This is a genomic window from Maribacter sp. C-4077, assembly GCF_055378385.1.
In genome coordinates this window covers 1,248,547-1,263,823 of sequence record NZ_AP038807.1, presented here as the reverse complement: position 1 = coordinate 1,263,823, position 15,277 = coordinate 1,248,547, and the positions used below count along the sequence as shown (strand labels likewise).

Sequence of the window (15,277 nt, the reverse complement as noted above, 5' to 3'; positions counted from 1 at the left end):
AACATGTTTAAAAACTATTTGAAAATCGCATGGCGCAATCTTTGGAAGAACAAAGGGTATGCCCTTATAAATATTGGTGGTCTTGCTTTGGGCATTGCTGTGGCCCTATTCATTGGCTTATGGGTACATGAAGAATTATCCTTCAACACCAATTTTAAAAACCATGAACGTATAGCTCAGGTTTTGATGAATAAGACTGGAAATGGAGAAATCCGCACCCGGTATAATCATCCCTATCCTCTGGCCGATGTATTGCGTAGCACATACGGTGACGATTTTGATGAGGTGGTCATGAGTTCCTTTCCCGGAGACAATGTGTTGTCCGTAAAAGATAAGCACCTGAATGAATTCGGTGCTTTTATGGAGAAAGGTGTCCTTCATATGTTCTCGTTTCCTATGTTAAAGGGTAATCAAAATGCACTCGATAATCCCAATGCCATTATCATCTCCGAATCCACTGCTAAAGCGTTTTTTGGGGATGAAGATCCCATGGAAAAAACAATGCAGTTGAATAAAGACGCGGTGGTTACGGTGAAAGGTGTTTTTAAAAATTTTGCGAACAATGCCAATATTTTTGATGCCCTTAGTGCGTTTTCTGAACCAAAGGCACTTCAATTTGTCGCTTCTTGGGAGTTGTATGTGACCATGAACGATTGGGTGAAGACCGCGCGAGATCAAAAGTTATGGGACAATAATTCGTATTTGCTCTATACACAGATAGCGGACAATTCTTCCATGCAGTCCGTAAGCGATAAAATAAAAAATGTTCTTTATCAACATGTGCCCGAGGTTACTAAAAGGAGCAATCCTCAACTATTTCTGCATGCTATGGAGGATTGGCATTTAAGGTCTACTTTTCAGAACGGACGACCTGTTGGGGGAAGCATCCAATATGTACGTATGTTTGCCATTATAGGCATATTTGTGCTACTGCTGGCCTGTATTAATTTTATGAATTTAAGCACGGCCAGGGCTCAAAAGCGTGCCAAGGAAGTGGGAATAAGAAAGACCGTGGGCTCCCTAAGAAACCAATTGGTGGGTCAGTTCATGATCGAATCTTTATTGGTCACCCTTTATGCCTTTATTTTGGCCTGTGGACTTGTATTATTACTACTGCCCTTTTTCAATCAATTGGCCAACAAACAGATTTTGTTTCCTGTCGCCAACCCAATTTTTTGGATTATTTGCGCAGGATTAATTTTGGTTACGAGTCTTTTGGCCGGAAGCTATCCGGCATTATACCTTTCCTCTTTCCGTCCAGTAAAGGTGTTAAAAGGTACTATCCGTACGGGAAGGTCGGCGACATCATTCCGTAAAGTACTGGTTGTGGTTCAATTTACGGTTTCCATAATTCTGGTAGCCGGTACTTTAGTGGTTAATCGGCAGATTCAACATTCCAAGGACCGACCTGTTGGGTATGACAAAAATGGATTGGTCATGGTCGAAAAAACCACAGAAGATTATCAAGGTAAGTATAATGCGCTTCGCGATGCTTTGAAAGAAAGCGGCGCGGTACAGGAAATGGCGGAATCCTCAAGTCCTTTGACCGAGGTCTGGAACAGTAATGCCGGTTATGAATGGGAAGGTAAAGATTCCGATTTTGTTACCAATATTGTTGCTTTTTATGTATCCCATGATTATGGCAATACTGTGGATTGTGATTTGTCCCAAGGACGTGATTTTTCAAGGGATTTTGTCTCGGACTCCACCAGTTACATCTTAAACGAGGCTGCTGTAAAGTATATGGGGTTGGAAAATCCGATTGGTAAAAAGATTCGTTGGTATGATGGGCAACATGAAGTCATTGGGGTGGTTAAGAACCTATTGACCGAATCGCCTTTTGAGCCCGTTAAGCCGGCCATATATTCCATAAATTACAATCAAATGAATTGGATTAATTTAAAACTGGCCTCTGGAAAAAGCCTTGCGGCATCGCTCGGGCAAATCGAAACGGTCTTTAATAAGTTCTCGCCTGGCGTTCCGTTCAACTATCAATTTGTAGATGCTGCCTTCGAAAAAAAATTCAAGACTGAGGAACGTATGCGTAAATTGTCCGAAATTTTCTCGATTCTTGCGATTTTCATTAGTTGTCTGGGTCTTTTTGGATTGGCAACTTTTATGGCTGAGCAGCGCACTAAGGAAATCGGCATCCGAAAAGTTTTGGGTGCTTCCGTTCCGAACTTATTCCAACTACTTTCCAAAGAATTTGTGTTTTTGATAATTGTTTCCGGTCTTATCGCGGTTCCTGTTGCATACCATTTTATGAAACAGTGGTTGGAAAATTATACCTACCGAACGAACATGCCATGGTGGGTTTTTGGAACTGCAATTATTGGAGTCTTAATAGTAGCCATAATAACGGTAAGTTATCAAGCGGTAAAGGCAGCTAAAGTAAACCCAATAAAAAGTTTGCGTGCAGAGTGACACATTTTAAAAAAAAGATAGTCTTTATAAAAAACATCAACCTTTACTGAGCTTAGTTGCAGTACAAAAATTCATCAATCATGTTTAAAAACTATCTAAAAATAGCCTGGAGAAACCTTTTAAAAAACAAAGGTTATTCGGTTATCAATATTGGTGGACTGGCCCTAGGTATGGCGGTTACCTTGATTATTGGTCTTTGGATACAGGACGAGCTATCCCACAACAGTTATTTTAAGAACAAGGAAAAAATCGCCCAGATTTTTCAGTCCCAAACTTTCAATGGAGAAACTGGAACGGGGCCAGCTATACCCAGACCTCTTGAAAAGGCCCTAAGGGATGGTTATAGTGACAATTTTGAGCATTTGATCATGTGTTCATGGACCAATGACCATTACCTTAAATATGGGGAGAAGAGCATTTCCAGACCGGGCAATTATATGCAGCGTGTAGGTCCGGAACTTTTTAATCTGGAAATCATAAAAGGGGAAAAGGACGGATTAAGGGAAATCAATTCCATTATGCTATCGGAGTCCACCGCCAATGCACTTTTTGGCAGTGAAGACCCCATTGGAAAAACCATCAAAGTGAGCAACGAGCATGATATGAACGTTAGTGCCGTTTACAAGGATATTCCCTTTAACAACTCTTTCAACGATACCGAATTTATCATTCCTTGGGAAAAGTACTTGGCGAATAATGAATGGATACGAAATGCGGAGGACCAATGGGGTAACAATTCTTTTCAAATGTTCGTACAAATTGCGGATAATACCACCATGGCGGGTGTTACAACAAAAATAAAGGATGTAAAAAAGACCTTGAATGAGAATAGCGCGGAGTTCAATCCACAAATTTTTCTATTTCCCATGGAGGATTGGCATCTTAGGGGCAGTTTTGAAAATGGAAAACAAGTAGGAGGCCGCATCAAATATGTTTGGCTTTTTGGCATTATAGGGGCATTTGTGCTACTACTGGCCTGCATCAACTTTATGAACCTGAGTACCGCACGATCTGAGAAAAGGGCCAAGGAGGTAGGTATTCGTAAATCTATAGGCTCTCAGAAGGGTCAGTTGGTCTATCAGTTTTTAAGTGAGTCTTTTTTGGTAGTTCTTTTTGCGTTTGTTTTGGCTCTGGTCATGGTACTTCTTTCATTGAACGGTTTTAATGAACTGTCCAAAAAGGAAATCTCCTTTCCTTGGGCCAATGGTACGTTTTGGCTGGTGTCCCTTGGGTTTATCTTGTTCACTTCCTTATTGGCGGGAAGTTATCCAGCACTATATCTCTCGTCCTTTAGACCTGTAGATGTCCTGAAAGGTTCTTTTAAGGCAGGCAAGTACGCTGGTCTTCCTAGAAAGATATTGGTGGTGTTACAGTTTACGGTTTCCGTGGCTTTTATCATTGGCACCGTTATCGTAATGCAGCAAATCAATTACGCAAAAAATCGACCGGTAGGCTATGATAAGGAAGGGCTTATCCAGATACCTACCTTCAGTCAAGATTTTGTGGGTAAATATGATTTAATGCGAAGCGAGTTTATAGGTTCTGGAGCAGTGGTAGAAATGTCCACTTCCAGTAGTCCCACAACGCAGATTTGGTCCAATAGAAGTGGATTTACCTGGGAGGGAAAACCGGAAGGTTTTCAGGAAGATTTGGCCTGGACCGAGGTTTCACCGGAATATGCCAAGTCGCTCAACTTAAAAATAGTAGAGGGTAGGGATTTTTCAAGGGAGTATGCCACGGATTCCTTGGGCGTACTCATCAATGAAACCGCTAAAAAATATTTGGGTATGCCAGACCCAGTGGGGAAACTCCTAAAGGACGATGACGAGGAAGACCCAGGGCCTCCCTTGAAAATTATTGGCGTAGTACAGGACATGATTACCCAATCTCCTTACGAACCCGTGAAACAAGGTATTTATGTATATGATCGGTTCAATAATGGGAGTTATTATAACCTTAGATTGAACCCGGACCAAAGTGCTGGACAGAATTTAGCGGTAGTAGAAAGGGTGTTCAAAGAGCACTTCCCTGATATCCCTTTTGAATATGAGTTTGTGGACAGTCAGTATGGAGAAAAGTTTGCTTCGGAAGAACGCATAGGAACCTTGTCCGGGGTCTTCACGGCTTTGGCCATCTTGATCAGTTGTCTTGGACTTTTTGGACTTACATCCTTCGTTGCGGAGCAGCGTAAGAAGGAAATTGGTGTTCGGAAGGTATTGGGAGCTTCTATATTCAATGTATGGAATATGCTTTCCAAAGACTTTTTAAAATTGGTCATCATTTCTTGTTTTATCGCTGTCCCCATTGCCTATTTCATTATGAACGGATGGCTTCAGGAATATCCGTATCGGGTAGTTTTAAAGTGGTGGATTTTTGCCTTGGCTATGTTGGGAGCACTTGGTGTAACCTTACTTACTGTAAGTTTTCAGGCGATTAAAGCCGCCAAGGCCAACCCTGTAAAAAGTTTACGAACGGAGTAAGCAACTCCAAACAACAAGTTTCCCGTAATTTCAAAACGCACAGGAACACCCAAAATGTAACCAAAGCATAAATCCATAAATCTTTATCATACTAGTAAAAGGTTGTAAATATATTGTACATGTTTTGTCCAAATATTTTACAGTCTCTTGATGTATATAAAATTTAAGTGTTTTAAAATCAGATGTTTATTGAAGTGGCATGAAATTAGTTTTACAAAATAAAACTAGGTTCATCATCTCATCAAGAAACGAATAGTATGTTTAAAAACCACTTAAAAATCGCTTGGCGAAATATAAAAAAGGACAAACTCTTCACCATTATCAAAATAGGCGGTTTTTCCATTGGGATAGCAGCATGCTTGTTAATAGCCCTTTTTATAAATAATGAATTGAGCTATGATAGCCACTACCAAAAAAAGGATAGAATATTTAGGGTGGTAATGCAGGGAACCATGGATGGAGAGGTTTTGAAAAGTGTTCATTTTCAAAGACTTTTTGCAGAAACTTTGGAATCGACCTATCCAGAAATTGAGAAAGCCGGTAAAATAAATACAAGCGAATTGTTCGGTGCGGGAAAAAGGGCACTAAGGATTCAAGGGTCTTCACAAAACATGTTGGACGACGGTTTTGTTTTTGCCGATCAGCGGGCAGTAGAGATATTGGAATTGGACTTTTTGGAGGGTAATAGGGATGAGGTTTTTAAAAACCCTAGCAGTATAATACTCACCGAAGAAAAGGCCCAAAGGTATTTCCGAAATGGCGATGCACTAGGAAAGACCTTGTTTTTGGATGATAACACGGACAAGCCCTACACCATAACGGGAATTGTAAAAAATAATCCCGCTATCAAATCCCATTTTGATTTTGATTTTTTACTCGTCATAGAAGACAAAAATACCAGTTGGACCACAACCAATTATTTTACCTATGTGCTAGTGGATGAAAACACCAATATCCCTTCCCTTGAAAAAAAAATGGGTGCCATATTGGAGGATTATTTTATTCCCGCCCAAATGGAAAGGGGGATGGGCGAGGATTTTATGGAAGTATTGAAAACCTTAGAGTACAAACTACAACCCATTGGAGATATCCATTTGAAGTCTGATATAAAAATGGGGGACGGACTCAAACATGGTGATATACGCTTTGTTTGGTTATTTGCGGCTATAGCAGGTTTTGTTCTTTTGTTGGCGGTCATAAATTTTATCAATCTTTCCACGGCAAAATCGGCCAATAGGGCAAAGGAAGTTGGACTCAGAAAAGCGGTTGGGGCATTTAAGGGTAATTTGATAAGCCAGTTTTTGACCGAATCAATAATCTATAGTTTTATCTCATTTTTTATAGGGGTTTTGTTGGCCTGGCTTTTATTGCCCAACTTCAATTCCATAGCTGACAAAAGCATAGTAATGCCTTGGGCTTCGTGGTGGTTTTTACCTATTATCGTTGTTTCGACTTTGGTGATTGGCCTTTTTGCGGGTCTTTATCCAGCATTCTATTTATCCGCCTTTAAGCCTGTGAATGTCCTTAAGGGAAACCTCAGTATAGGAAGTAAAAGTGGTAGTCTACGAAGTGGTCTAGTCGTTTTTCAGTTTACGACCTCAGTAGTACTGATCATAGGAACTCTGATTATCTACAAACAAATGAACTTTATCCTGGATAAAAAACTAGGCTTCGATAAAGAACAGGTATTGGTGGTACAGGGGGCAAACCTATTGAACAATCGGGCTCAGGCATTTAAGGAAAGGTTATTGGGACTTTCAGAGGTAAAGGAAGTATCCATCAGTGATTATCTTCCGGTTGAGGGAACCAAGCGTAATGGAAATAGTTTTAGGAAATCAGCATCGGGAACAGAGGAAAGGTCCGTTCCAGCACAGATCTGGAGGGTAGATTATGACTATATAAACACATTAGGCCTCCAAATGAAAAGTGGACGAGGATTTTCCAAGGAATTTGCCAATGATTCCTCGGCCATTGTAATCAACACAAGTATGGCCAAAAAGTTAGGATTGGATGATCCAATTGGAAAACAGATAAATAATGGTCAGGATTGGACCATTATTGGTGTTTTGGAGGATTTTCATTTTAAAAATTTAAAGGAGGATATAGAGCCTCTAACCTTGGTATTGGGGAATGCACCCAGTATGGTTTCCGTGAAACTTGCCAATGGCGTAAGTGATCACGTCATTGAGAACATTAAAGGTATATGGAATGATTTTGTGCCCAATCAAACATTTGAATTTACATTTCTTGACCTGGAATATGCCCAAATGCACGACGATGTAAAACGGATGGGAAAAATATTCAACAGTTTTACAATGTTCGCCATTCTTGTGGCGTGCCTTGGATTGTTCGCTTTATCAGCATTTTTGGTGGAACAGCGAAAAAAAGAAATAAGTATACGGTTAGTACTTGGGGCGCCTTTTAAAAGTATCTATCAATTGCTGACCTTGGATTTTATGAAGTTGATTTTACTCTCCATCTTAATCGCCGTACCGGTAGGATGGTATATGATGAACAGATGGCTGGAAGATTTTGCCTATAAAATAAATATTGGGTGGGATATATTTTTAATGTCCGGCTTTATCGCTTTATTGGTGGCCTTGCTAACCATTAGCTATCAGTCCATAAGTGCCGCCTTGCTAAAACCTTTGAAAAATTTAAGGGCGGAATAAATTTATTTAATCATTTATTGTAAAACAAAATCATGCTGAAAAACTATTTAAAAATCGCTTGGAGAAATCTTTGGAAGGACAAAAGTTTTACTACCATTAATGTGGTAGGTTTAACCACCGCCTTTGGAGTGGCCATTTTATTGGCGACGGCAGGTTTTCATGAACTTTCCTATGAAAACTTTCATGAAAACAGGGAAAAAATTTATGGTGTTTATATAGTTCAGCAAACCGAGGATGGTTCAGAAGCAGGTATTAGCCAACCTACACCTTTTGCGGAAGCATTGAAAACCGAAGTTCCTGGAATAGCTAAGACAACTAGGCTTTTGGAAGATGTGTCTTTGGTTATTAATGGTGAAAAGGAACTTATGCTAAATGCAAATTGGGTGGATAAGGATTTTTTTACCATGTTTAGTTTTCCGCTTGAAAAAGGTGTCAACGGTAATATTCTTGAAAATTTGGGTGATGTAGTATTAACAAAAGAAGCAGCCAATAAACTGTTTGGAAGGACTGATGTAATCGGACAGAATATAAATGTTTTAATCAATGGCAAACAAGAACCTTTCACTGTTGGGGCCATTGCCAAGGACTTGCCAAAGAACACGAAAATGGGTTTTGAAATCGCTTTAAGATTTGAAAGAAATCCAGAATATTTGGATACCAAAGAAACTTGGAATGAACAATATCATTCTGTTTACGTGGAACTTGAGGACAATGTTACGGCTGCACAATTTGAAGAAAACACAAACTCATTTGTAAATCTTCATTATAAGGATGTAATCGAGAATGCTAAAAATTCAGGGGCTTCCCCAAATGAGGAAGGATTATATAGGCAAATTAAACTATTGCCGTTAAGGGACAAATACTTTACAAGTTTCCGAAAAGGGTATGCGGAGGTAAGCAGAAGTGTGCCGTATCTTATCATGGGCGTCGCATTCCTAATCCTTTTCATTGCTTGTGTCAATTACGTAAATATGAGTCTTGCCAAGAGTTCCCAGCGTCTCAAGGAAATAGGGATGCGTAAGACTCTTGGGGCAAAAAGAAAACACTTGTTTTTTCAATTTTGGGGAGAAAGCTTTCTAATTTTTATGGCTTCGGCCATTATGGGCGTTTTACTCAGTTTGTTACTTTTCGATGATTTTAAAACCGCCTTTAGTACACAAGCTTCCATAGATACCTTAACCACACCGCTCTTTTGGAGTCTGTCTTTTACGATTGTTCTACTAGTGACCCTTAGTGTTGGAGGATATCCGGCATTAGTACTTAGCAAATTGGGAACCATTCAATCCCTAAAGGGGAAATTGGAAAGTAACGGTAAAAATAGGTTACGGGATATGTTGATGGTCGTGCAATTTGGTATTGCGATTCTTTTGATTACAGGTACACTTGTGCTGAGGGGACAAATAGAGTATATGCGCAACAAAGATTTGGGGTATGATAAAGCTCATGTGCTTTCCTTTCCTTTGAACGGAAAAAAGGAGAGTTATGCCCTGCTAAATTTGCTAAAGGATGAGCTAAGAGGCAATCCGGATATTTTGGAGGTCTCCGGTGCTGATAACAATTTGGGCCGAGGCAAGGATGGTAGTCGATCATCGAGCGTTATCGGCTTTGATTACAAAGGTAAAATTATAAGGACAAACTTTTTAGTGGTGGATCCTGATTATGTGCCCACCCTAGGACTTGAAATGGCATTAGGCAGAAACTTTAACGGGATAGGTGATAGTATAGGAATTCTTATCAATGAAAAAATGGCCGAACAACTGGGCGAAGAGGATATCCTATCAGCTTCCCTACCAATTGACAGTGATGAAACAAGCCCAATATTAGGTGTTATTAAGGATTATCATTTTGAGGATTTGGACAAAGCTATTGAACCTATCACATTTTATATGAGTAAGGATTTGCCGTTGACCTATGCCTATGTGAAAATGGCCTCTTCAAATATGGCGAATAGTTTTGAGGCCGTAGAGAATGCCTATAAAAAACTGGAGCCCAATGCAGATTTTTTAGGTTCATTCCTGGATGAAAATGTAGATAGGACCTTTCGTAGTGAGAAGTCCATGGCTCTATTGATAACCAGTGGTGCCCTAATAGCCATAATATTAAGTTGTATTGGCCTTTTTGCCATGTCTATTCTGGTAGTTACCCAACGCACGAAGGAAATAGGTATAAGAAAGGTGATAGGTGCGAGCGTGGCCAATATAACCTTTATTCTGACAAAGGATTTCTTAAAATTAGTTCTTTTTGCCTTTTTGATTGCTTCTCCAATTGCTTGGTGGTTTCTTAAAAAATGGCTGGAAAATTATGAATACAGGATTGATTTAAGCTGGGTGTTTTTTGCAGTTTCAGGTATTCTGGCTGTGGCTATAGCTTTTTTAACTATTGGGACTAGAACGATCGAAGCTGCAATGGCAAACCCGGTAAAAAGTTTACGAACGGAATAGATGGCAACTCCTTATAAAGATAAGGATTTACAAGCTAGGGATTATTTCGACGAGTTTTCTTTACCGTAGAGCCAATAAAAGTACAATAAAACCATAACTCACGTTTTTTAAATAGTTGTAAAAATCAGGGTATAGTACTTTGGTTTCCAAAATAAACTTGCTACCCAAAGGTAAGTTTGTAAAACCTACTTACGTTTATGCTTTCAAAAGAACAGTTATTTTCAACTAGGATCACTTTCCTTTTTCTTGTATTTGGTATAACCTTTTTAAACGCGCAAATACAGGTAAGTACAGATTTAAATGTAATAACCTCATTGAAATCCAATGCTACAATGTATGTTGCTGGTGACGAAGTTCATAGCATTGATTACATTCTTAAAAATGAAGGTAATTTAAATTTTAGGCCGCTAAAGGATTTTAAAAACAATTATGGTTTTACAAAAGACCATCTATGGATAAAATTTGAAATAGAAAATGTTTCAAACGAAGATCTTTTTGCATACTTGCAAACGGCAAGGCCAATAACTGATGTAGCTACATTTTATGAAATTGGCCACAATGAAGTTATATCCTTACAAAAAAGTGGGGATGTAATTCCATTTCAAGAAAAAAGTGTCCGGAATCGTAAGTCTGTTTTTAAGGTGTTCATTCCATCAAATGGTACATTATCAGGGATTATTCATCTTAAAAGCGATGGGGAAGTTGTAATGCTTCCTTTAGACTTGATTCCGACGGATTATTTTTTGGAAACCACCTATAAGGAACAAATGTTCTACGGGCTTTTTTATGGTATTTTATTTATGGCATTTATAGTATATCTGTTTTTCTATTTTGGACTCAAAGATGTTGCCTTTGCATATTACAGCCTTTATGTATTTTTCATCGCATTGATGCAGTTTTCCTTGGATGGTTTTTTTCACCAGTACATCACGCCAAATGGAGGTTGGCTTTCTAATTACGCCGTTTTACTGACCGCATTATTATCCTTGCTCTTTTTTGTGAAATATGGAAGCGAATTTTTGGGTGTAAAAAAACAGAACAAATGGCTTTACAATTCTTACCTAGGTATGTGTTTGGTAATTTTAATAGCTCTGGGAGCCTTAGTGGTAATACCAGGATTTTTGTCAATTACCTACCCCATTGCAAATGCCATTGGTCTCGTCGTGTTGGTCCAGGCTCTAACTACATTGGTTTATTATAGAAAAAAAGAAATATCCGTAGACCCAAGTTTTGTGATGGGTATCTCATTTTTGGTATTCGGTTTCATCGTTTTTATTCTTAACAACTTCAATGCCGTTGAGAGTTCCTTTTTTACCGATAACGGGGCCAAATTCGGTATTGGTTTGGAAATCACTTTTTTGTCCATATCCATGAGCAAAAGAATACGTACACTGCGTATGGAAAATGAGAAAAACCAATTATTGGCTTTGCAACGTGCTGAGGATATGAACGAAATTAAGTCCTCTTTTATATCCAACATTAGCCATGAACTTAGAACGCCATTAAACCTAATAATGGGTGTAGCCCATTCCCTAAAGGAGAAAAAACAGGAAAAGGAGATTGGTGAAAAATGTGAACTAATCCTGAATTCCTCCGAAAACTTATTGGGTCATATAGATGACATTCTGGACTTTACAGTTATTGAAAAAGGAAATCAAGAATTGAAGCAGTGCCCCTTTAATATATCAACGGCAATTCAAAAAGTGCTGGACGAAAACCAGCTAAAAGCAAAACAAAAAGGTCTGGATTTCAATATCGATATCCCTTCCAATTTACCCGGAAGAATCATAGGGGACAGATTAAAATTGATTAGGATAATAGATCATTTATTGGACAATTCCATTAAATTCACGTCTACTGGAAAAGTTACCTTTATTCTTAGATATAGAATAGAGGAAGAATCAAAATTCTATTTGAATCTTGAAGTTTCCGATTCTGGAACAGGAATTACCAAAGAGAAAATGAGCACTATTTTCGAAGCGTTCACCAAAAAGTCTTTTTTGGATAAAAGAGAGTTCAGTGGGTTAGGGTTGGGTTTATTTATTGTGAAGAATTATGTAGACTTACATAATGGCACGATAGATATAAAGAATAATGAAGGCGGAGGTACCAAATTCAACGTCAATCTAGTATTGGGGTATGATGCGGAATTGAATACCACCCTAGTAGATAAGGACGAAGAAGAAGCTTATGATTTGGACGGTGCCCGTATTCTATTGGTAGAGGATAATAAAATGAACCAACAGGTGATTAAATTAATGGCTAAAAAGTGGAAAAATACAACACTTAGCATCGCCAACAATGGTAAAGAAGGTCTCGATTTACTTTGCCGAGAGGATTTCGACATCGTTTTGATGGATCTTCAAATGCCCGTCATGGACGGTTTTGAGGCAATTGCCATGATAAGGGGAGGCAAGGTTTCATCTAAAGTTACAAATATTCCCATCGTTGTTTTAACGGCGGACAGTACCGATAAGACTAGAAAAGAAATTTTTAGACTAGGAGTCAATGATTATGCTACAAAACCTATCAATTGCAAACTAGTCTATAGGAAAATTTCAAGGAGCTTAACTTTCAAAAAAGCAAGTTAGTAGGTTGGTGTTCACTTGGGCTTAAGTACATTGGGTAAAATCTATAAATGTAAAATATTTTTACACTACCTGTAAAAAAATTTTACCATTTAAAATTTATTTTCTTTCTTATATAATTAAAAATCAAATAATTAAATTTTGGTACAATAGTGGTTAAGATTTTATTTTAAATAGGAATTTTGTAAAGTAAAATCAACTAAACATATGTTACTGCAACTAAAAAATATATTTAAGTGGGTCAATTCGGGCGGCCAACGAATTTTCCTTTTAAAGGACATTAATTTGGAAGTCGAGGAGGGTGAATTCATTTCCGTAATGGGCCCCTCGGGTTCTGGAAAGTCAACTTTATTGAACGTTATAGGAATGTTGGACACCTTTGACGAGGGCGAATATAATTTCTTGGATGAATCTGTGCACACCTTAAAGGAAAAGCATCGTTCCAACCTGTATAAGGAATACATCGGTTTTGTTTTTCAATCCTATCATCTCTTAGATGATTTAACGGTACAGGAAAACTTGGAAATGCCCCTATTGTATAAAAAATTTAAAGGTTCCGAAAGGAAGGCCATGGTGGCCGATATGTTGGACCGATTCAATATTGTGGGCAAAAAGGATTTGTTTCCGGCACAATTAAGTGGAGGGCAACAACAATTGGTGGGTGTTGCCAGGGCCTTGATAGCCAATCCAAAACTCATCTTGGCCGACGAACCTACTGGAAACCTCAATTCACAACAGAGCGAGGAAATAATGCAGCTTTTCAAGAAACTGAATAAAGAGGAAGGTGTTACCATTATTCAAGTTACGCACTCAGAAAAAAACGCTGCTTACGGTTCCCGGATTATCAATTTGTTGGACGGCAGGAAGGTTTAATCCATATACCCTTCCGGATGCATCTCATCAAACTCCGTTTGTTCTTGGAACGCTTTTGCCAATAAAAGAATACTCGCCTCGTCATACAGATTCCCAACCAAGGTGATGCTGGTCGGGTGTTTGTCTTTGTCCAAACCCGTTGGAATGGAAATAACGGGATGTCCCGTCAGATTCGTGATAACCAATTGTCTGTTTCCGAAGGAGGGGGAGATAATTACATCATAGTCCTTGATCAGTTCGTGCATTTTCTCGATCAGGACTTCCCGATGCCGATTGGCCTGAAGATACTCTACAGCGGGAATGAACCGGGCCTGGCGCAGGGAATTCGCTCGGGAGCGCTGGTCCTGTTCCACCATCTTGTCTACGTCGGATGAACGTACCAGGTCATCAAAAAAGGCCCCCGCTTCGGCCCTTAATATGATATCGAAACCACTATAGGGAACATCTTCCGGCAATTTCAGAGAGTCCATTTGCACACCCATCTTTTTAATAACCTCCAATGCCTTTACCATGTTGTCCTTGGATTTGGAGGTGTCCTTGTCGATGTCTTTTTTCAGATAACCTACCTTAAGGGTAGTAACATCCTTGTTTTTGTCTAACCCAAAAGGATAGTCCGTAGTAGTGGGGTCCATGGCATCTTTTCCCGAAATAATACTATAGACAATGGCGCAATCCTCCGCATTTCTGGCCATAGGGCCAATTTTATCCATGGACCAACTCAGGCTCATAACGCCATACCTGCTCACCCGGCCGTAGGTAGGGCGTAGCCCTGTAATGCCATTACGGGTACTGGGAGAAGTAATGCTTCCCAAAGTTTCGGTACCCAAGGCGAAAGGAACCAACCCCGCGGAAGTGGCGGACCCTGAACCTGCGGATGAACCGCTTGCGCCCTCTTTAATATCCCATGGATTTTTAGTTTTCCCACCAAACCATACATCACCACGCGCCAAGGAACCGGATACCAGTTTCGCAATCAATACGCCCCCGGCATCCTGAAGTTTTTCGACTACGGTGGCCGTCATATCGAACTCCTGCTCCTTATACGGTTCTGCTCCCCAAGTCGTTTTATATCCTTTTACAGAAATCAAGTCTTTTACGCCATAAGGAATACCGTGTAAAATTCCACGGTATTTTCCCGCTTGCAATTCGGCATCCATTTTTTCGGCCTGTTCCATGGCCATTTTTTCGGTAATGGTGATGGTGGATTGGAGTACTCCGTCGTATTTTTTGATTCGGTCCATAAAAAACTGGGTCAATGCTACTGAGCTTATTTTTCCATACTTGATGAGCGATGCCAGTTGTGGTATGGTATAAAAGGCGAGTTGGGATTTATTGGCAGGTAGTTCAACACCCTTAGGAATCTCCCAAATAGGGAAGGAGTCCTGCGGCCTTGGGACGAAATTCAAGGGCAGCGGATCAAATTTGATAGCAGGGAATACCGTATAATCCAATTCGTAGGCTCGTAGCGAGTCGAATCCTTCCCTATTGCGTTCCAAATACGGATAAAGTGTATCAAGCTGTTTTTTGGTAAAGGCAACGCCCACCAAGTTCTGAGCTCGCTTTACGTCCCTTTTGTTGAATTCGCGCTTCGTCCCTCCACAGGCATACATCAGGAAGACAAAAATGAAAAATACTAAAAGGAAGGGTTTTCTTTTGAGGGTGTGCCGCATGGATAGTCAGTATTGGTTTTGGCCTAAAATACTACATTACACTGATTCGGTATTTATAATCGGTAGTTAAAATGTTTTGTAGCCAAATTTGAATGGTTTACCCTATAAACTGTTCCTATCGTTTTATCT

At 39.5% G+C, this 15,277-nt stretch carries 7 protein-coding genes; 6 read left to right on the top strand and 1 reads right to left on the bottom strand.

The window, feature by feature from the left end; translation table 11 throughout:
• The first annotated feature begins 3 nt into the window (after positions 1 to 3).
• The 6 genes from ACZ41C_RS05410 (at position 4) to ACZ41C_RS05385 (ending at position 13,478) form a co-directional block, all read left to right on the top strand.
• The gene (locus ACZ41C_RS05410) at positions 4 to 2,424 is read left to right on the top strand and encodes an ABC transporter permease (protein WP_464564870.1); all 2,421 of its coding nucleotides are present in this window, start codon (positions 4 to 6) and stop codon (positions 2,422 to 2,424) included.
• A gap of 80 nt (positions 2,425 to 2,504) precedes the next feature.
• Complete coding sequence (locus ACZ41C_RS05405) at positions 2,505 to 4,904, top strand: ABC transporter permease (RefSeq protein ID WP_464564869.1); 2,400 nt, start codon at positions 2,505 to 2,507, stop codon at positions 4,902 to 4,904.
• Between the two features lie 257 nt (positions 4,905 to 5,161).
• Positions 5,162 to 7,576, top strand: a complete 2,415-nt coding sequence (locus ACZ41C_RS05400; RefSeq protein ID WP_464564868.1) for an ABC transporter permease — start codon at positions 5,162 to 5,164, stop codon at positions 7,574 to 7,576.
• Positions 7,577 to 7,608: 32 nt separating this feature from the next.
• The gene (locus tag ACZ41C_RS05395) at positions 7,609 to 10,017 is read left to right on the top strand and encodes an FtsX-like permease family protein (RefSeq protein WP_464564867.1); all 2,409 of its coding nucleotides are present in this window, start codon (positions 7,609 to 7,611) and stop codon (positions 10,015 to 10,017) included.
• Positions 10,018 to 10,214: 197 nt separating this feature from the next.
• Positions 10,215 to 12,608 carry a hybrid sensor histidine kinase/response regulator gene (locus ACZ41C_RS05390; protein ID WP_464564866.1) on the top strand — a complete coding sequence of 798 codons (2,394 nt, stop codon included), beginning with the start codon at positions 10,215 to 10,217 and terminating at the stop codon, positions 12,606 to 12,608.
• 204 nt (positions 12,609 to 12,812) lie between these two features.
• On the top strand, positions 12,813 to 13,478 hold the full coding sequence (locus ACZ41C_RS05385) for an ABC transporter ATP-binding protein (protein WP_154918021.1): 666 nt from the start codon (positions 12,813 to 12,815) through the stop codon (positions 13,476 to 13,478).
• On the opposite strand, the gene ACZ41C_RS05380 is transcribed toward ACZ41C_RS05385, so the two are convergent.
• Positions 13,475 to 15,148 carry an amidase gene (locus tag ACZ41C_RS05380; protein WP_464564865.1) on the bottom strand — a complete coding sequence of 558 codons (1,674 nt, stop codon included), beginning with the start codon at positions 15,146 to 15,148 and terminating at the stop codon, positions 13,475 to 13,477. The two genes, ACZ41C_RS05385 and ACZ41C_RS05380, sit on opposite strands and share 4 nt — an antisense overlap.
• Positions 15,149 to 15,277 lie beyond the last annotated feature (129 nt).